We start from the raw sequence: 18043 nt of genomic DNA, 5'->3' as shown, positions 1-18043 counted from the left end.
CTTTTATTGCCGCGCGTTAACACGCCCGCCATTTGTTTAGAGTAGTTTTGAGTACCATGAGTGATTCGCTTGAGCGGCTATATCTGGCTGTGCTCGCGGCCAGGGATCTTGATCCGGCAACATCGCGTACGGCCCGGCTGTTTCAGCGCGGGCCCTCGAAAATGGCAAAGAAGCTCGCCGAAGAGGCCATCGAGGTCGTGATCGACGCCGTCAATGGCGACGCCGACGCCGTGATCCGGGAAAGCGCCGATCTCTTGTACAATCTCACCGTGCTCTGGGCCTCTGCGGGCGTGCGTCCCGAGGACGTCTGGCGCGAGATGGCGCGGCGGGAAGACATGCTCGGCATCGCCGAGAAGCTGCCGAAATCGTCGATGAAGCTGCCCAAAGTCGCGTCACCGCGCGTGGCCGCCAGGCGGCCAATTGTCGCGCTCGAGGGGCGTGCCGCGCGCAAGCGCCACTAAAGCGCGATGGGATCGCGGTGAATGGTTCATCGCGCTTTAGCCTCTTGTTTGAGCATGATCTTTCCGGAAAACCGCCGCACACTTTTCCGGATCATGCTCGAAACGTCATAATTCGCCTCAATCTCGGCATGGACAAATCCGTCCCATGGTGCTTCATCGCGGCGCCATGCTGAAACGTATCTACGACTGGTGCATCGACGCCGCTCACAAGCCCTACGCGCTCTGGATCATGGGAGCGGTATCTTTCGCCGAAAGCTCCTTCTTTCCGGTGCCGCCGGATGTGATGCTGATCCCGATGTCGCTGGCGCGCCCGCAGCGCGCCTGGCTCTACGCGGCCGTCTGCACCATCACCTCGGTGCTCGGCGGCATTCTGGGCTACGCCATCGGCGCGCTGCTGTTCGACTCGGTCGGTCATTGGCTGATCCAGGTCTACGGCCTCGGCGACAAGGTCGACGCCTTCCGTGCCTCCTATGCGGAGTGGGGCGCGGTGATCATCCTGCTCAAGGGTTTGACGCCGATCCCCTACAAGCTCGTCACAATCACCTCGGGCTTTGCCGGCTACAACATTCTGTTGTTCACGATCTGCTCGATCGTCGCGCGCGGCGGACGCTTCTTCGTCGTTGCGATCCTGCTCAACCGTTATGGCGACTGGATCCGGCACAAGCTCGAAGAGCGTCTTGGATTGTGGGTGGCGATCGGTGCTGCGCTGCTGGTGCTCGGCTTCGTGGTGGCGATCAAGCTGATCTAGAGCATGATCCGGAAAAGTGTGAAGCGGTTTTCCGAAAAGATCATGCTCACTTGGTAACCCGCGCTTTGCCGCCGGGCCGGGTTCGGCTACGGTTGCCGCCATGATGGTTCGATCCGGCAATCCGGCCTTGCGGCTCGGGACGCTGATATCAGCAGTGCTGCTGGTCCTGCTCGGTGCCGCCGGGACCGGATGGCCGCAATCCGCTCCGCCGGCGCTTGGCTTGCAGGAGCAGGGGCCGCAGGCCACGCCTCAGCCGTCGACACCCGCTCCATCGGCGCCGCCGGCGGCAGCGGAAAATCCCGGGCTGATCAATGAAATGGGCAAGCTGTTCGACAAGCTGCCCTCGATCCTGCCGCCGATCAAAAGCCCGAGCGAGACCATGAACGAACTGTCGCGGCTGGCGAAGCCCTCGACCATGGTGTCGGGCCGGGTGGCCTGTCCGGCCTCGTCCAACGGCGCGCCCGATTGCAAGCAGGCCGCCGACCAGCTCTGCCAGAGCAAGGGTTACAAGGACGGCAAGAGCCTGAATGCAGACTCCGCGGAGAAATGCTCGGCCAAGGTCCTGATTCCCGGCAGGGCTCGCAAGCCGGACGACTGCCGCACCGATACTTTCGTGACCAGCGCGCTGTGCCAGAACTAAAGGACGTCGCGCGAGCAACAAGGAGCGCCCATGAGCCGTACGGAGCAGGACTTCCTCGGACAGCGTGAGATCGCCGACGACATCTATTACGGCGTCCAGACCATCCGGGGTAAGGAAAACTTCCACATCACCGGCATTCCGATGAACCAGGAGCCTTACTTCGTGAAGGCGCTCGGTTACGTCAAGAAGGCAGCCGCCATGGCCAATCGCGATCTCGGCGCGATCGATGCCAAGGTCGCGGACGCGATCATCCTCGGCTGCGATCGCGTCATCGCCGGCGACATGATGGACCAGTTCGTCACCGACTTCATCCAGGGCGGCGCCGGCACCTCTACCAACATGAACGCCAACGAGGTGATCGCGAACCTCGCGCTGGAATCGCTCGGCTTCGGCAAGGGCGACTATCAGCACGTCAGCCCGAACGATCACGTCAATTACGGTCAGTCGACCAACGACACCTATCCGACCGCCTTTCGTCTCGCGCTGATCCTGCGGCTCGAGAGCTACATGACCGCGCTGCGTCAGCTCCAGGAAGCTTTCTTCGCCAAGGGTCGCGAGTTCGACCGTGTGCTGAAGATGGGCCGCACGCATCTGCAGGATGCCGTGCCGATGTCGCTCGGGGCCGAATTCCGGGGCTGGGGCACCACGATCGGCGAGGAGGTCGATCGCATCTCGGAAGCGCGTGCGCTGCTGCGCGAGATCAATCTCGGCGCCACCGCGATCGGCACCTCCGTCACCGCTGCGGTCGGCTATCCCAAGCTCGCGGTCCGGCACCTCAGCGCGCTGACCGGCGTCGACTTCATCCTCGCCGGCGATCTCGTCGAGGCGACCTCGGACACCGGCGCCTATGTGCAGCTTTCGGGCGTGTTGAAGCGCACCGCGAGCAAGCTGACCAAGATCTGCAACGACATCCGCCTGCTCGCCTCCGGGCCGCGTGCCGGCTTCAACGAGATCAACCTGCCGCAGCTGCAGCCGGGCTCCTCGATCATGCCGGGCAAGGTCAATCCTGTGATCCCCGAGGTCGTCAATCAGACCAGCTTCCTTGTCATCGGGCTCGACACCACGGTGACGCTCGCGGCATCCGCCGGCCAGCTCCAGCTCAACGTGATGGAGCCGGTGATCTCGTTTGCGCTGTTCTTCTCGATTCGCACCATGGAGCGCGCGGTCAACAGCCTGCGCGAGAATTGCGTGGTCGGCATCACCGCCAACGAGGAGCACACCCGCAACATGGTGCTCAACTCGCTCGGCATCGTCACGGTGCTGAAGCCGCTGCTCGGCTACAAGCAATGCGCCGAGATCGCGCGCGAGGGCTACAAGAGCGGCAAGTCGCTGCATCAGATCGTGGTGGTCGAGCGCAAGCTGCTGACGCAGGAGAAGTGGGACGAGATGTTCTCGTTCGAGCGGCTGATCAATCCGGATCTGATCGGGTAGGCGGCCGTCATCCGCAGCTCGCGCCTCGTCATTGCGAGGAGCTCTTGCGACGAAGCAATCCAGAGGACCTCCGCGGAGATAGGCTGGATTGCTTCGCTGCGCTCGCGGAGGACACAGATGGGAAGGAATTCCGCTGCTTGGAAATTGCTGCCAAGGCGTCCCGCCTCGGCGCCAAAACGCAATACTTGACAGTGGAAAGATTGCCTTGTTGGTATGGCGGTCAACCTTCCATTGACTTGCCAACAGAGGATCGTCCCGCAATGTCCATGCCTGCCTTGTTCAAAGGACGCCTGTCGATCCCCGTGATCGGCTCGCCGCTCTTCATCATCTCGGTGCCCGATCTCGTGATCGCGCAGTGCAAGGCGGGTGTGGTCGGCTCGTTTCCGTCATTGAACGCGCGGCCGCCGGAGCTGCTCGACGAATGGCTGGCGCGGATCACCGAGGAGCTCGCGGCCTATGACCGCGCCCATCCCGACAAGCCGTCGGCGCCGTTCGCGGTCAACCAGATCGTGCACAAGTCGAACAACCGGCTCGATCACGACATGCAGCTCTGCGCCAAGTACAAGGTGCCGATGATCATCTCCTCGCTCGGCGCGCGCGAGGAGCTGAACCAGGCCGTGCACGGCTGGGGCGGCATCGTCTTCCACGACGTGATCAACCAGAAATTCGCCCACAAGGCGATCGAGAAGGGCGCCGATGGCCTGATCCTGGTCGCGGCCGGCGCCGGCGGCCATGCCGGCACCATTTCGCCGCTGGCTTTCGTCGCCGAGACGCGAAAATGGTTCGACGGCCCGATTGCGCTGTCGGGGGCGATCGGCAACGGCAAGGCGATCCGCGCCGCGCGCATCCTCGGGGCCGACTTCGCCTATATCGGCTCGGCCTTCATCGCGACCAAGGAAGCCAACGCGGTGGAGAAATACAAGGAGATGATCGCGGGATCGACCGCCGACGACATCGTCTATTCCAACCTCTTCACCGGCGTGCACGGCAATTATCTGAAACCCTCGATCCTCGCCGCCGGCATGGATCCGGAAAACCTGCCGACCTCCGATCCCTCCAAGATGAATTTCGGGACCGACGCTTCCGGCGAGCGCGCCAAGCCGAAGGCCTGGAAGGAAATCTGGGGCTCGGGCCAGGGCATCGGCAGCGTCGAGGCCATCCTGCCCGCCGCCGAATTGATCGCGCGCTTCAAGAAGGAATACGACGAGGCGATCGATCCGCCGTTGTAAGCAGCGGTTATCGTAGCGCGCGAATCCCTCATCCGTCGTCCCGGACAAGCGAAGCGCAGATTCGGGACCCATAACCACAGAAAGAAGTTTGGCGAAGACTCGTAGTAAGTCTCGCGTCAAAACTTCTTCCTGGGAGTATGGGTCCCTGCTTTCGCAGGGACGACACTTATTGCTGAATTCCGATTGTCCAAGCCAACAGAGATTTGAGCGATGCCCCCCATCTACCGCGTCGACGGCAACAGCGTCGTCACCAGCCCGGATGCCGCCGGTCCCTGGGACCGGCGCATGCAGCACGGCTCGGCACCGGCGTCGCTGGTGACATGGGCGGCCGAGCGCATTCCGACGCCTGCTCCGATGGATATCGCGCGCGTCACCATCGATCTCATGCGCCCGGTGCCGGTGGCGCCGCTGACGATTGAGACTGAGGTCTTGCGTGAGGGCCGCAAGATTCAGCTCTGCGAAATCAAGCTGCTCGCCGACGGTGTGCAGGTCGTCGGCGCCACCGTGCTCAAGATCAGGCGCCAGGCGCTGTCGTTGCCCGACGACGTCAAGGCGCTGCCGGTGACTCTGCCCATGCCGGAGGACTCGCTGGCCGAGGATGGCCACGCCGCCACCAGCCCGTTCGTGCGTTCGGTCTCGATGCGCGCCGCGCGCGGCCGCTTCGGCCAGGCCGGCGCCGGCGCGATCTGGTTTCGCGTCGATCATCCGCTGATTGCCGGCGAAGCAATCTCACAGGCCGTGCGTGCCGTGGTCGCCGCCGATTTCTCCAACGGCACCGCCTCGACGCTCGACTTCCGCGCCTGGACCTACATCAACGCCGATCTCACCGTGAACTTTTCGCGCCAGCCCATAGGTGATTGGATTCTGCTCGACGGCGATTCCTGGATCGGCCCCGACGGCGCGGGGCTCGCGATGTCGCGGCTGGCGGACCGGCAAGGCTATTTCGGCCGCGCGGTGCAGAGCCTGGTGATCGAGAAGCGACAAGCGTGACGGCGGGGCCGCGATGGCTCCTTCCGAATGAACGGCAGGCTTCCGCCGCCGCGGAAGGGATGTTTGGTCGTGTCGACCAGAGCATCCTGCCAGTTCACATTCCGTAGAAGATCTTGATCTCCCACAGCACCACGATGATAGCCGTGATCAACGTGACCGCGGCGACTGCACTTTCCAGGGAAGCGACTCGCATGTCTTACTCCGCTTCCCAGCCCCATCAGCGGTCTAGGTGATTCCCTGATTCGCCGGCAATCGCGCGGGGCTCGCCGGCGTGCACTCCGTCGCGCGTTGTGGTGTCGGAGCCACAACGATACCGTAGAATCCCGGGGTTTTACCCCACCATCCGGTCCCGCCCGCTCCAAAACCCGGCGCGCAGCACCTTCTTGTCGACCTTGCCGACGCCGGTCATCGGCAGCTGCTTGACGAACTGAATCTGCTTGGGCGCATGCGCCGAGCCTTTTCGCGTTTTCACGAGGTTGATCAACTCGTCCGGATCGGGCCTTGCGCCCTCGCGCGGCACGACGATGGCGGTGACGGCCTCGCCCCATTTCTCGTCGGGGATGCCGACGACCGCGACCATGGCGACGTCGGCATGCTGCGACAGCACATCCTCGACCTCGCGCGGGAAGATGTTGAAGCCGCCGGACACGATCATGTCCTTCTTGCGGTCGAGGATGAACATGTAGCCGCGTTCGTCCTTGCGCGCGATGTCGCCGGTGTGGACCCAGCCGTTCTTCAGCGTCTCGGCGGTGATGTCGGGCCGCTTCCAGTATTCCGCCATCGCATGCGGGGCGCGCACGCAGATCTCGCCGGCCTCACCGGTCTTCACCTCCTGGTCGTCGTCGTCGAGGATCCTGACCTCGCAGGCCGCGATCGGGAAGCCGCAGGACAAAAACAGCTCCGGCGTCTTGAGATCGTGATCCGCCTTGCGCAGCACCGAGACCGGATAGCATTCGGTCTGCCCGTAAAGCTGCGAGAACACCGGTCCGATGCGCTCGATGCCCTCGACCAGCCGGCTCGGCGACATCGCCGACGCCCCGTAGAGCACGAGCTCGAGCGAGGACAGGTCGGTCTTATCAAGCGCAGGATGGTCGAGCAGCACGTAAATCATGGTCGGCACGAACAGCGTAAAGTTGATGCGCTCGCGCGCGATCGTGGTCAGAACGGCCTCGGGATCGAATCCCTTCAGCATGTGCACGGTGCCTCCGCGCATCAGGGTCGGCAGCACTTTCGTGCCGGCGACATGGCTGATCGGGGCGACCGTGAGGTAGCGGGCGGCGTCGGGGATTTCGAAATCGGCGAGGATCGCGGCGGCTGCTCCGGCATTTTCGCGGTGATAGCGCAGCGCGCCCTTGGATTTGCCGGTGGTGCCGCCGGTGTAGTTCAGCGTGGAGAGATCGTCGAGGCCGGCGAGGCACTGCGCGCTGGCGTGTCCCGCGCTCTCGATGGCCGCCAGCAGATTGACACCGTAGCCGGCTGGTCCCGTCGTGAAGATCGCCTTCAGCCGGGTCGCCCTTGCGGAAAGCTCGCCGCCACGGTCGCGGAAGGCGGCCGCATCGACCACCAGCATCTCGGCCTCGGAGTCCTCGAGCTGGAACAGCTGGTCCTCCAGCGATCCCAGCGGATGCAGCCAGGTGATGCAGAGCCGCGACAATTGCGCGGCGACGCCGGCGCACCAGGTGTCAGTGCGGTTCGCGGTGAGGAAAGCGACGCGCGCACCGGGTTGCAGGCCAAGCCGCATGAACACGCCTTGGATGCGTCCGATCAGGTCGATAGTGCCCTGATAGCTCAGCGATCCCTCGGGCCATGCGAAAGCAGTGCGGCCGGGATAGCGCGACAGCGCCCGTAGCGTCTGCGCACAAGTCGGGGACGATGCGTGGAGCGGATCGGACATATGTTTCCTCGTTGCTTTGTCACCGGCTTCTGGCGTGCCAATGTTGCCGATGACGCTAGCACAGAGACTGCGGGAGGAAACGACGAAGCCCGCACGGGAGGCAAGCGTGACGAGGAGATTTGCGTGCCATCAGATCGACTGCAACGCTTCGCCGATCGTCTCGCTCTGCCGCTGATCGCAGCGCCGATGTTCCTGGTGTCGGGCGTCGAGCTCATGGTCGCGGCCTGCCGCAACGGCGTGATCGGCAGCTTCCCCACCGCGAATTGCCGCAGCACGGAGCAGCTCGATGAATGGCTCTCCGCGATCGCGATGCGGCTGCGGCAGCACGAAGACCAAACCGGCCGCAAGGTCGCGCCGCTCTCCCCGAACCTGATCGTGCACCGCTCCAATGCAAGGCTCGCGCAGGATCTCGCCGTGCTGCTGCGGCACAGGCCGGAGATCGTCATCACCTCGGTCGGCTCGCCCGCGCCCGTGCTGAAGCCGCTGCATGACGCCGGTGCGCTGGTGCTGGCGGACGTCGCCTCCATCCGCCACGCCGAACGGGCGGCGGAGGCAGGTGCCGATGGGCTCGTGCTGCTCACGGCGGGCGCGGGCGGGCAGACCGGCTGGCTCAACCCATTTGCCTTCGTTCGCGCGGTGCGTGCATTCTACGACGGCATCATCGTGCTCGCCGGCGGCATCAGCGATGGCCATGCGCTGCACGCGACCGAAGTGCTCGGCTGCGATCTCGCCTATATGGGCACGAAATTCATCGCGACGCGCGAGAGCATGGCGGACGACCGCTACAAGCGGATGCTGGTCGAGAGCTGCGCCGACGACATTTTGCTCACCACTGCGTTCACGGGTCTGCAGACCAGCATGCTGAGGCCGTCGATCGTGGCCGCCGGCCTCGATCCCGACGATCTCCCGGCACGGGGCGCGATCGACATCGCTGAGGATATCGACGTTGCCGCGCGCGAGAGCCGGCCAAAGCGCTGGCGCGACATCTGGAGCGGCGGGCACTCGACCTCGGGGGTGACGGACGTGCCGGCGGTCGACGAGCTGGTTGCGCGGACGCTCGCCGAATATCGTGCGGCGGGCGGGCCGTAGGCGCAGCCCGTCGAGCCCGGCCATGACGGTGTGGGTCACGGTTAATCCCGGGCTCCTCCGCCCCCCTTATTTAACGGCAGATTAACCATCGCCGGCCAAGAATCCCCTCACGGCCGCCAATCAGGGCCGAGAGGGACAGGCGATGGACTTCGATTTTCTCAACAGCAAGACAGCGGCTTCGCTGGACGAAATCCGCGTCCGCGTCGCTCATGCCCTGGCGCGACACCCGCTGTGCCGCAACGTCCGTTTCGACATCGTCAGCGTCCCCCGCACCCGTCGGGGCGGCAACTGGACGGTGACGCTGCAATCGGTCGAGCCGCGCGCGGTATGGGAGGCCTCGGAGATCGTCGCCGATATCCAGGACGCCTACGACCTTTCGGCAGCGGCCTGATTTCCTTGAATTTTCCGGGCGATGTCGCCGCAGTCCGCGCGATTGCCGCCGCGATGGCACGGTTAAGCCTTAATTATCGCCCAGTTGTCGGGCAGTGATCACGTGGACTTGAAGTTGGGCGCGGAGAGACGTTTGTCCAAAGCCATCACCATCGTTGTGCTGACCTGTTTCCTCGTCCTGGGCGCCGCCACCACCGCCATTCTTGGCCGGGACAGCGTGCCCAGCGTCAGCGAAGAGATGATTGCGCAGACGCCCCCGGCCAAGCCGCTCGCCACCAACCGCGCTGCCAAGGCCGACCGTCTGGTTCCGACCCTGGCCCTGGCTTCGGCCGCGATCGAGCCGGTCCAGGTGCCGGCCGACAGGCTTTCGCAGGCGCCCCTGCTGGCCGAGCCACTGCGCCAGGCTTTTGCTGCTGCCACGCCATCCGATTTTCCGATGCCCAAGGCGTCGCTGAGTGCGTCCGAAGCGCCCGCGGCGGCTGAGGTTCCTGCCGTCGAAGTTCCGGCCAAGCCGAAGGTTGTCGCCAAGCCGCAGCCGCAGAAGCACTATACCCTGCTGTCCGACGCACAGATTTCCGGCATCAGGGATCGCCTGAAGCTGTCCTCGTCGCAGGAATATTACTGGCCCTCGGTCGAGACTGCGTTGCGCAACGTTGTCCGCAAGATCTCGGCCAACAAGCTCTCCAATCCGAACGCGCCACCCAGCGCGCAGATCGATCCGAACTGCGACGAGGTCCAGCAATTGAAGTCGGCTGCCATGCCGCTGCTGTTCCAGCTGCGTGACGATCAGAAGGAAGAAGTGCGCAAGCTCGCCCGCCTCATCGGGCTCGAAAAAGTCGCGCAGCAGATCTGACGCGGCGTTCCTTCCCAGGAACCGCTCGCCATCAGGAACATCCGGTAATCCCAAGGCGTTGCTCGCTCCAAACAGGGAGTGGGTTAATGCGCGCCACGACAGCTTATTTCGTCGGTGCCGGAACCATTGTCGCGGCCATTGCCATTGGTCTGGGCGGCGGCATCGTTGCCGGCAACATCATGAATCCGGTCGCGTCCAAACAGGGCCCGGACACCAGCAAGATGGCGCAGCGCGCGGAGTCCGCGGGCGCGCCGGCACAGACGAGCGCGCCGTCGGAACGCGTCAATTATCTCACCGGCTCGCAAGCCTTCGGCGCAATGATTGCCGCGCCGGCGCAAGCCGAAGCGAAGCCGGAAGCTGTAAAGCCCGACACGCAGACCACCCAGGCGAATGCCGGACCGCCGGCGCCGCCGCCTTCGCAAGCGGCCGCGGTCGAGCCGCCCAAGGAACAGTCCAAGGAACAGTCGAAGTCAGCAATCGCATCGCCTCCGCAAGCCGCAAAGCCGGCTGAGCAGCAGGCCTCGACCGAGCCGGCCTCTTCACCCGAGAACGCCTATGCCAAGGCGAGGGACTCCGACGCGAAGCGCGCTGCGTCCGAGCGGCGCCGGATGGAGCGCCGCGAGCGCTGGACCGAGCGCCGCCACTACGATTCCCGCGAGCAGCGCGGCTTGCGCGACCGCACTGATTGGGACGACGTCGCGCGCAACATCCGCGAAGATTCCGATGTGCGTGATTACGCCAGCCGGCCGCGCGGCGGCTTCCCGCAGATCAGGTTGTTCGGGCCCGACGACGACTAGCGCCGAGTCCGCGATCGCGGCTTGCGATGGGAGAATGTCCGCGCGCATCGTCACGTCATTCCGGCGCGCCGCAATCCTTCGAGATAATGCGCACGATCCTCATCCCGCAGCATCGGCAGCTCGCGCGTGATCCAGCCGAGCGAGACCTCGGGCTGGGCGCGGCGCAGGCCTTCCAGGGCGGACGCTGCGAGCGCCGGATTTCCTGACATTCCGGCCGCCGCCGTCAAGACACGGTGCGCGCCGACGAAATCGCCGCGCTGTCGCATCGATTCCCGCGCCATCTGCATGGCTCCGTCATAGTCGCGGCCGACGAACCGGGCATAGGCCGCAACCCCGCAATAGATCGCTGCGAGCGGATCGCGCGGGCTCAGCCGCAGTGCGCGACGTGCGGCGGCATCGCCCTCTTGCCATCGTCCGGCGTAGCACAGCGTCACACCGTAAAAGGCATGCGCCATCGCGAAGTTCGGGTTGAGCGTCAGCGCCAGCTCGAACTCCGCCAGCGCGTCATCGAAGCGGCGGCGGAACAGGTAGGCGTAGGCAAGGCCGTGATGGGCCCAGGCATCCTCGCGATCGGCCTCCACCGCCGCAAGCGCCGCGCGTTCGGCGATCGGCACTGTCGCGGCCATGTCGGCCCAGCCCATATGCGCGCCGAAGATATGGCTGGTCGCGAGCAGGCCCAGCGCCTTGCCATAGGCGGGATCGATCGCGACGGCCTTTTCGAGCAGCCCTTGCGCAGCGGCATTGTCCTCGCGCGTGCTGCGCCAGTGATGCGACAGCGCGCGCATCACGAGGTCCCAGGCATCCAGGCTGCCCGGCGGCTTCTGCTCGGCGCGAAAACTTTCGGCGGCGTAGAGCTGCGGCTCGATCGCGGCGACGATCGCCTCGGTGATCTCGTCCTGCACGGCGAAGATGTCGGCGAGCTCGCGGTCGTAGCGTTCGGCCCAGAGATGGCTGCCGGTCGAGACGTCGTTGAGTTGAGCCGAGATGCGCACCCGGTCGCCGCTCCGCCGCACGCTGCCTTCGACCACGTAGCGAACCCCGAGCTCCTGCGCGACCTCGCGGATGTGTACGGCGCGGCCCTTGTAGACGAAGGAGGAGTTGCGCGCGATGACGAAGAACCAGCGCAGCTTCGACAGCGCGGTGATGATGTCCTCGCTGATGCCGTCGGAGAAATAATCCTGCTCGGCCGCGCCGCTCATATTGGTGAAGGGCAGCACGGCGATCGCGGGCCGCTCGGGAAGCGCGAGTGCGGCGCGCTGCACCCGTGCGGCGTAGCCAGGCTCCGGCGCGATCGCGCCACCCATCGTGCTACCTTTGGCCTCGACATCGCCGACGAAGCGAAAGCCCTTGCGGGCGATGGTGCGGATCAGGGCCTGGTTCGCGCCACTGTCGCCGACGGCCTTGCGCGCCGCGTTGATCCGACTGGTCAAGGTGGATTCGGAGACGCTGCGCCCGTGCCAGATCTTGTCGATCAGCTCGTCCTTGCTGACCACCCGGTCGCGGTTCTGCATGAGGTGGACGACGAGATCGAAAACCTGTGGCTCCACGGCAATGGGAACCTGCTCGCGGCTCAGCTCGCGCCGGTCGGTATCGAGAAGGTGATCCCGGAACAGAAACTGCACGTCGAAACTCAGGCCTCATTACGAATTGGGACAGCAAACGACAAAATGAAAATTTGGGTCGAAAACTGTGAGTCTGCCGAAGGGGACGTTTGGTTCATCGCGATCGCGTGATGGCGGCCATGCCGTGCGATTGGGGTCGGATCGCTGGGGGTGACGTGTTGACCGGATATCTCCCTCCGCAATCGACCCGTCATCCTTCGAGGCCTCCGCTTCGCTCCGGCACCTGAGGATGAGGGGCGATCGTGCGAGTGCGCCGTATGTCGTCGTGCGGGACGAATGTGCGACGAGCCGCGAATGTCCTTTGCCGGACCGTGTGCCCTGCGTAAGCTGTCGCCCACACAAACACCAACCACGAAGAAACGCCGATGCCTGCTTTTCCTGCCTCCACCACCGTGCTCGATTCCATGCTGTTCCGCGACGCCTTCGGTACGCCCGAGATGCGGGAGGTGTTCTCCGACGTCGCGCTGGTGGCGCGCTATGCCGAGGTCGAGGTGGCGCTGGCAAAGGCCGAGGCGAATTGCGGCGTGATCCCGCGGGAGGCGGCCGAGCAGATCGCGGCGCGGACGGACGTCGCCGCGCTCGATTTCGATCTGCTCAGGCAGGAGACCGACATCGTCGGCTATCCGATCCTCCCACTGGTGCACCAGATGGTGAAGCAGTGCGGCGAGGCCGGCCGCTACGTGCATTGGGGCGCGACCACGCAGGACATCATGGACACGGCCGTGGCGCTGCAGCTGCGCGCCGCGCTCGGAATCGTCGAGCGCGACATCGCCGAACTTCGCCGTATCCTCGCCGACCTCTCGAAGCGTTACCGCGACACGCCGATGGCGGGCCGCACCCATCTCCAGCAAGCGCTGCCGGTGACCTTCGGCTACAAGACCGCGATCTGGCTCGCCATGTTCGACCGCCACGCCGAGCGGCTGGCGCAATTGAAGCCGCGGGTGCTGGTCGGCCAGTTCGCCGGCGCCGCCGGCACGCTGGCCTCGCTCGGCGACAAGGGCTTTGAGGTCCAGGAGGCGCTGTGTGCTGAGCTGAAGCTCGGCGTTCCCGCCTCGACCTGGCACGTCGCGCGCGACGGCTTTGCGGAGGCCGTGAACTTCCTCGCGCTCGTCACCGGCTCGCTCGGCAAGATCGCGCTCGACATCATGATCATGGCCTCGACCGAGTTCGCCGAGGTCTTTGAGCCTTTCGTCAAGGGACGCGGCGCCTCCTCGACCATGCCGCAGAAGCGCAACCCGATCTCGTCGGAGCTGATGCTGGCGGCGTCCAAGGCGGTGCGCCAGCACGCCGGCCTGATGCTCGACGCCATGGTACAGGATTTCGAGCGCGCCACGGGCCCCTGGCACGCCGAATGGATGGCAATTCCCGAAAGCTTCGTGCTGACCGCCGGCGCGCTGCACCAGGCGAAGTTTGCACTCGCAGGTCTCATCGTCGACGAGGCGAAGATGAACGACAATCTCGCGATCAGCCGCGGCCTGATCGTGGCCGAAGCGGTCATGATGGGGCTCGCGCCGCAGCTCGGCCGGCAGGAGGCCCATGACGTGGTCTATGACGCCTGCCGTCAGGCCAACGAGAAGGGCATGAGCCTGGCCGACGCGCTGTCCGTGGACTCCCGGATATCGAGCCGCATCGATCGCGCCACAATCGAGGCGCTCACCTCACCGAAAAATTACCTCGGGCTCGCGCCCGCCATGGTTGACCGGGTGCTGAAATCGGCAACGCGTTGAAAACCAAAATGCGTGAAACTGCGTATCTTCTCCATGTCGCAAGGTGCTCGCGCACTTGCGTCCCGCGATGCTAGACTTAGATTGAACGACAGACTTCGGCAGAGGGCCCCGCATGACTGATCACCGCAATTCCGCCACTTCCATCGATCCCGTGAAGCTCGACCGGCTGGCCGAGGTGGCGGTGAAGGTGGGCCTGGGCTTGCGGCCGGGACAGGATCTGCTTCTGACGGCGCCCGCGATCGCGCTGCCGCTGGTGCGGCGGATCGCCGTGCATGCCTACAAGGCCGGTGCCGGCATCGTGACACCGATCCTGTCGGACGAGGAGATGACGCTGGCGCGCTACCGCCACGGTCACGACAGCAGTTTCGATCGTGCCGCCGGCTGGCTCTACGAGGGCATGGCCAAGGCGTTCTCCGACAACACCGCGCGGCTCGCCATCGTCGGCGACAATCCGATGCTGCTGTCGGGCGAGGATCCTTCCAAGGTGGCGCGCGCCAGCAAGGCGAACTCGATGGCCTATCAGCCCGCCCTGGAAAAGATCGTCAATTTCGACACCAACTGGAATATCATCGCCTACCCAAGCCCGTCCTGGGCCAGGCAGGTATTCCCTGATGATCCCGAGGACGTTGCGATCGGCAAGCTCGCGGATGCGATCTTCGCGGCCTCGCGCGTCGATCGCGAGGATGCGATGGGCAATTGGGCGAGCCACAATGCGGTGCTGCGCGAGCGTACCAACTGGCTCAACGGCCAGCGCTTCCGTGCGCTCCAGTACAACGGACCGGGGGTCGACCTCACCATTGGCCTTGCCGACGGCCATGAATGGGAGGGCGGCGCCTCGCTCTCCAAGAACGGCATCAGCTGCAACGCCAACATCCCGACCGAAGAGGTCTTCACCACGCCGCATTGCCGACGCGTCTACGGCCATGTCGTGAGCTCGAAGCCGCTGTCCTATCAGGGCACGCTGATCGACAACATCGCGGTGCGCTTCGAGGACGGCAAGATCGTCGATGCAAAGGCTTCGCGCGGCGCGGAGGTGCTGAACAAGGTGCTCGACACCGACGAGGGCGCCCGCCGCCTCGGCGAAGTGGCGTTGGTGCCGCATTCCTCGCCGATCTCGCAGAGCGGGCTGTTGTTCTACAACACGCTGTTCGACGAGAACGCAGCGTCCCACATCGCGCTCGGCCAGTGCTATTCGAAATGCTTCGTCAACGGCGCGCAGCTCACCCCGCAGCAGATCGCCGCGCAAGGCGGCAACCAGAGCCTGATCCATATCGACTGGATGATCGGCTCGGCCGAGACCGATATCGACGGCATCTTGCCCGATGGCAGCAAGGTACCGGTATTCCGCAAGGGCGAGTGGGCGAAGTAGCGCGTCTTGCGGCCATCCTTCGAGACGCCCGCCGCTGGCGGGCTCCTCAGGATGAGGACGGAGTGCGCGGCCGTCGCTCCAGCGGGCACCGAAGTCGATCAGCCTCATCCTGAGGAGACCGCGAAGCGGTCGTCTCGAAGGATGAGGCGCGCGCTCAGGCCTCTGCCGAACCGCTTCACGCCGCCGCGTTGCGCAGCATCGGATTGTTGTCGATGCTGAAGCGGTTGAACAATGTCGTGAACGGGCTGCCGTCGGTGGCCCGCACGATGGCGTCGGAAGCGGCGATCGCCTCGTAGAGCGCGCCGACGGGATCGTCCGCCTCGCCCAGGGCGAGGTTCATGCGGATCTCCTCGCGGGCCTCGTTGATCTCGTCCTCGTCGTCGAGTGTCGCCTCCAGCGCCTCCGCCGCACGCCGCATCTCCGCGAGGTCGCCGCCGCCGGAAAACTTGAGGATGTCGAGCCAATAGGGGCGGGCGACGACGAGCTGGACGAACGCCTCGAACGTATCGGCGATAATTCCGGCGCGGCCCTCCGATGAGACGTAGAGCACATTCTGCGACGGCAGCAGCACGAAGGCGCCGCCGGAGCCGTCACTGCCGATCTGCCGGGGGCTTTCGATGCCGTCGATGGTGAACCAGGGCTCCTCGTCGGGCGCGAAGGAGACATCGAGGCTGAACAGCCAGGCGACGGCCTCACGATTGGCTGTCAGAACCTCGGGCGTGAGGGGCATCGGCGTGGCTCCGTTTTATGCTTCCGCGCACTTTGTCGCACCCCAAAAAGGATCGGTTCATGTGCGCGAATTTGCAGGGAAATCGCGACGTTAACCGTTTCGCGCCTGCAACTTGCGGCTGATTTTCGAGGCCTGCGTAAGAAAGAATTAAAAACGGATGACTAGCGTTCCCGACATCTTTCGAAACAATGCGGGCCGAGACCCGGCCATACTTAATTATATCCCCTGGGGAAGAAGATGTCGCGCTCATTGATTGAAATCGGTAGTTGTAACGTGGATCTCGAGCTCCGGCCGATCGAGCCATCCTGGATCATCGAGGGCAATCCCGTGTCGCGCTCACATATCCTGTCCACCAGCGCCGACGGCACCGCCTCGACCATTATCTGGCAGTGCACCGAAGGCCGCTTCAACTGGTACTACGATATCGACGAGACGATCATGATCATGGAAGGATCGATCGTGCTCGAAAGCGACGGCATGCCGCCCAAGCGCTACGGCCCCGGCGACGTGATCTTCTTCCGCGACGGCGCGCATGCCAAATGGCATGTCGAAGGCCACGTCAAGAAGATCGCCTTCTGCCGCAAGACCAATCCCGTGATGATCGGTTTCCTGATCCGCGTCGTCAACAAGCTGAAGAAGATCTTTACCTCCACCGGCGAGCGCCGTCCGGCCTCGCTGATGGGCGCCGGCTAGAGCATGATCCGGAAAAGTGTGCAGCGGTTTTCCGAAAAGATCATGCTCAATCAATAGTCTCAATTCAAGAACGCTTCCCAGCGGCCACGACGGAAGAGGGGTCGGGATCAACATCCCGGCCCCTTTTCTCGTCATGACGGCAGCTCGAGCCGATAAACGTCGATGGCGGTCTGCGAGAACAGCGCGGTCTTCTCGGCCTCGCTCAGGGGTACGGCGATGCGTTTAAAGGCGTTGAAGATCACCTGGTAGCTGCACTGGCCCTTGTCCGGCGGGAAGTTGCTCTCGAACATCGCGCGCTTGGGTCCGAACGCCTCGATGCAGGTTTCGACGTAAGGGCGCCAGGCCGCGGCAAGCTCCTCGGATGACGGCGGCCTGTCGCGCAAGTGGAAGTCGTAGCCGAGCAGGCACATAGCGAGGCCGCCGAGCTTCACCACCACGTTCTCACATGTCGCGATCTCGCGGATCGAGGCGCGCCATTGCGCAAACACCTCTGCGCGCCGCCCCGCAAAGCGGCCGACGCCGGCCGGGCCGCCGCAATGGTCGAGCACGATCCTGGTGTCGGGGAAGGCGCGCGCCAATTCGGTCAGCTCGCCGATCTGTGGATGGAACAGCCAGGCATCGAAGCTGAGGTTGAGTGGTGCCAGGCAGGCAAAGCCTTTGCGGAAAGCTGGATCCTGCAACAGGCCCTTCGGCCGGTTCGCATACATGCCGGCGACGACAGGATCCTCGTCCCAGGCCGAGGAATGCCGGATGCCGCGGAAGCGGCCATTGCCGGCGGCGATCTCGGCTTCCAGCACCGGCCTTGCGGCGTCGCCGAGCAGCAGATTGGCGTGGCTGACGATGCCGGCACAGATCGCCGCCTTGCCGTAAGCGCCGCTAGCGCTCATCGCGGCGACGCCGTTGGCGAATTCGACTTCGCCGACGGGCCGGAATGCCTCCGGCCCGTGCGCGCGATACATCGAGCGGCAATCGACATAGACCGTGGCAATGACGTTGTGGCCGGAGGCGATGTCGGCCGCCATCTCCTCGATCAGATAGCGGTGCCCGCGATTCCAGAGATGGTGATGGGGATCGACGATCGGCCGCAAGGGATCAATGATCTCCTCTTGATGCAGCGCGAGCCAGTCCTCGCGCGGCTCGACGAACAGCCCGCTCGTATTCGCGGGCACACTGCTTGCAGCCATCGCGTGTTCGCTCCCTCTAAATTTTTGTGTCGGGAGCCTAGCATCTCACGCGCACGCACAGCAGCGCGTATTGCTCAGAGCACCACAGCTGCGGTGGAGCAGGTGCGCTCCCTCTCCCGCTTGCGGGCAGGGCTATCGCATATGGCTGAGGGTGGCCAAGAGGAATGCGTTGTCCCAGCCAGCGCGCTTGATTTTA

At 64.6% G+C, this 18043-nt stretch carries 17 protein-coding genes; 13 read left to right on the top strand and 4 right to left on the bottom strand.

Features of this window, described 5'->3' with window-relative positions:
- The first annotated feature begins 56 nt into the window (after window positions 1–56).
- From hisE to GGD65_RS13000, 6 genes are all read left to right on the top strand, one after another.
- Window positions 57–461: a phosphoribosyl-ATP diphosphatase gene (gene hisE / locus GGD65_RS13025; protein WP_018321321.1), complete on the top strand. Its 405-nt coding sequence runs from the start codon at window positions 57–59 to the stop codon at window positions 459–461.
- Between the two features lie 145 nt (window positions 462–606).
- On the top strand, window positions 607–1209 hold the full coding sequence (locus tag GGD65_RS13020; protein WP_018321322.1) for a YqaA family protein: 603 nt from the start codon (window positions 607–609) through the stop codon (window positions 1207–1209).
- A 100-nt stretch (window positions 1210–1309) separates the two neighbouring features.
- Window positions 1310–1849 (top strand): hypothetical protein, encoded by a 540-nt coding sequence (locus tag GGD65_RS13015; protein WP_183235526.1) that lies wholly within the window; start codon window positions 1310–1312, stop codon window positions 1847–1849.
- Between the two features lie 30 nt (window positions 1850–1879).
- Entirely contained in the window at window positions 1880–3280 is a 1401-nt protein-coding gene (locus GGD65_RS13010; RefSeq protein WP_018321324.1) for an aspartate ammonia-lyase, read from the top strand.
- A gap of 260 nt (window positions 3281–3540) precedes the next feature.
- The gene (locus tag GGD65_RS13005) at window positions 3541–4509 is read left to right on the top strand and encodes a nitronate monooxygenase family protein (protein WP_018321325.1); all 969 of its coding nucleotides are present in this window, start codon (window positions 3541–3543) and stop codon (window positions 4507–4509) included.
- Between the two features lie 210 nt (window positions 4510–4719).
- Window positions 4720–5499, top strand: coding sequence for a thioesterase family protein (locus tag GGD65_RS13000; RefSeq protein ID WP_183235525.1), 780 nt, complete (start codon window positions 4720–4722; stop codon window positions 5497–5499).
- Window positions 5500–5830: 331 nt separating this feature from the next.
- Here GGD65_RS13000 and GGD65_RS12995 read toward each other — a convergent pair whose 3' ends face one another.
- Complete coding sequence (locus tag GGD65_RS12995) at window positions 5831–7393, bottom strand: AMP-binding protein (protein WP_183235524.1); 1563 nt, start codon at window positions 7391–7393, stop codon at window positions 5831–5833.
- 123 nt (window positions 7394–7516) lie between these two features.
- Between GGD65_RS12995 and GGD65_RS12990 the strand changes: the two genes are divergently transcribed.
- The 4 genes from GGD65_RS12990 to GGD65_RS12975 all read left to right on the top strand — a co-directional run bounded on the left by GGD65_RS12990 (window position 7517) and on the right by GGD65_RS12975 (window position 10522).
- Window positions 7517–8482, top strand: coding sequence for a nitronate monooxygenase family protein (locus GGD65_RS12990; RefSeq protein WP_183235523.1), 966 nt, complete (start codon window positions 7517–7519; stop codon window positions 8480–8482).
- Window positions 8483–8624: 142 nt separating this feature from the next.
- On the top strand, window positions 8625–8873 hold the full coding sequence (locus tag GGD65_RS12985) for a hypothetical protein (RefSeq protein WP_028140683.1): 249 nt from the start codon (window positions 8625–8627) through the stop codon (window positions 8871–8873).
- 132 nt (window positions 8874–9005) lie between these two features.
- Entirely contained in the window at window positions 9006–9725 is a 720-nt protein-coding gene (locus GGD65_RS12980; RefSeq protein WP_183235522.1) for a hypothetical protein, read from the top strand.
- 86 nt (window positions 9726–9811) lie between these two features.
- The gene (locus tag GGD65_RS12975; protein WP_183235521.1) at window positions 9812–10522 is read left to right on the top strand and encodes a hypothetical protein; all 711 of its coding nucleotides are present in this window, start codon (window positions 9812–9814) and stop codon (window positions 10520–10522) included.
- Between the two features lie 50 nt (window positions 10523–10572).
- Here GGD65_RS12975 and GGD65_RS12970 read toward each other — a convergent pair whose 3' ends face one another.
- The gene (locus tag GGD65_RS12970; protein WP_183235520.1) at window positions 10573–12144 is read right to left on the bottom strand and encodes a winged helix-turn-helix domain-containing protein; all 1572 of its coding nucleotides are present in this window, start codon (window positions 12142–12144) and stop codon (window positions 10573–10575) included.
- A gap of 365 nt (window positions 12145–12509) precedes the next feature.
- Here GGD65_RS12970 and pcaB point away from each other — a divergent pair, with 365 nt between their 5' ends.
- Together pcaB and GGD65_RS12960 are read left to right on the top strand one after the other, a co-directional pair.
- Complete coding sequence (gene pcaB, locus GGD65_RS12965; protein WP_183235519.1) at window positions 12510–13871, top strand: 3-carboxy-cis,cis-muconate cycloisomerase; 1362 nt, start codon at window positions 12510–12512, stop codon at window positions 13869–13871.
- A 112-nt stretch (window positions 13872–13983) separates the two neighbouring features.
- Entirely contained in the window at window positions 13984–15240 is a 1257-nt protein-coding gene (locus GGD65_RS12960; RefSeq protein ID WP_092254174.1) for an aminopeptidase, read from the top strand.
- A gap of 175 nt (window positions 15241–15415) precedes the next feature.
- Here the strand turns inward: GGD65_RS12960 and GGD65_RS12955 are convergent, their stop codons facing one another.
- Window positions 15416–15970 carry a hypothetical protein gene (locus GGD65_RS12955; protein WP_092254176.1) on the bottom strand — a complete coding sequence of 185 codons (555 nt, stop codon included), beginning with the start codon at window positions 15968–15970 and terminating at the stop codon, window positions 15416–15418.
- A 237-nt stretch (window positions 15971–16207) separates the two neighbouring features.
- Between GGD65_RS12955 and GGD65_RS12950 the strand changes: the two genes are divergently transcribed.
- Window positions 16208–16663 (top strand): cupin domain-containing protein, encoded by a 456-nt coding sequence (locus tag GGD65_RS12950; RefSeq protein ID WP_018321336.1) that lies wholly within the window; start codon window positions 16208–16210, stop codon window positions 16661–16663.
- A 131-nt stretch (window positions 16664–16794) separates the two neighbouring features.
- Here GGD65_RS12950 and GGD65_RS12945 read toward each other — a convergent pair whose 3' ends face one another.
- Complete coding sequence (locus GGD65_RS12945; RefSeq protein ID WP_183235518.1) at window positions 16795–17847, bottom strand: amidohydrolase; 1053 nt, start codon at window positions 17845–17847, stop codon at window positions 16795–16797.
- Window positions 17848–18043 lie beyond the last annotated feature (196 nt).

Source organism: Bradyrhizobium sp. CIR18 (assembly GCF_014198295.1).
GTDB lineage: Bacteria > Pseudomonadota > Alphaproteobacteria > Rhizobiales > Xanthobacteraceae > Bradyrhizobium.
This window is presented reverse-complemented; position numbering and strand designations above follow the sequence as displayed.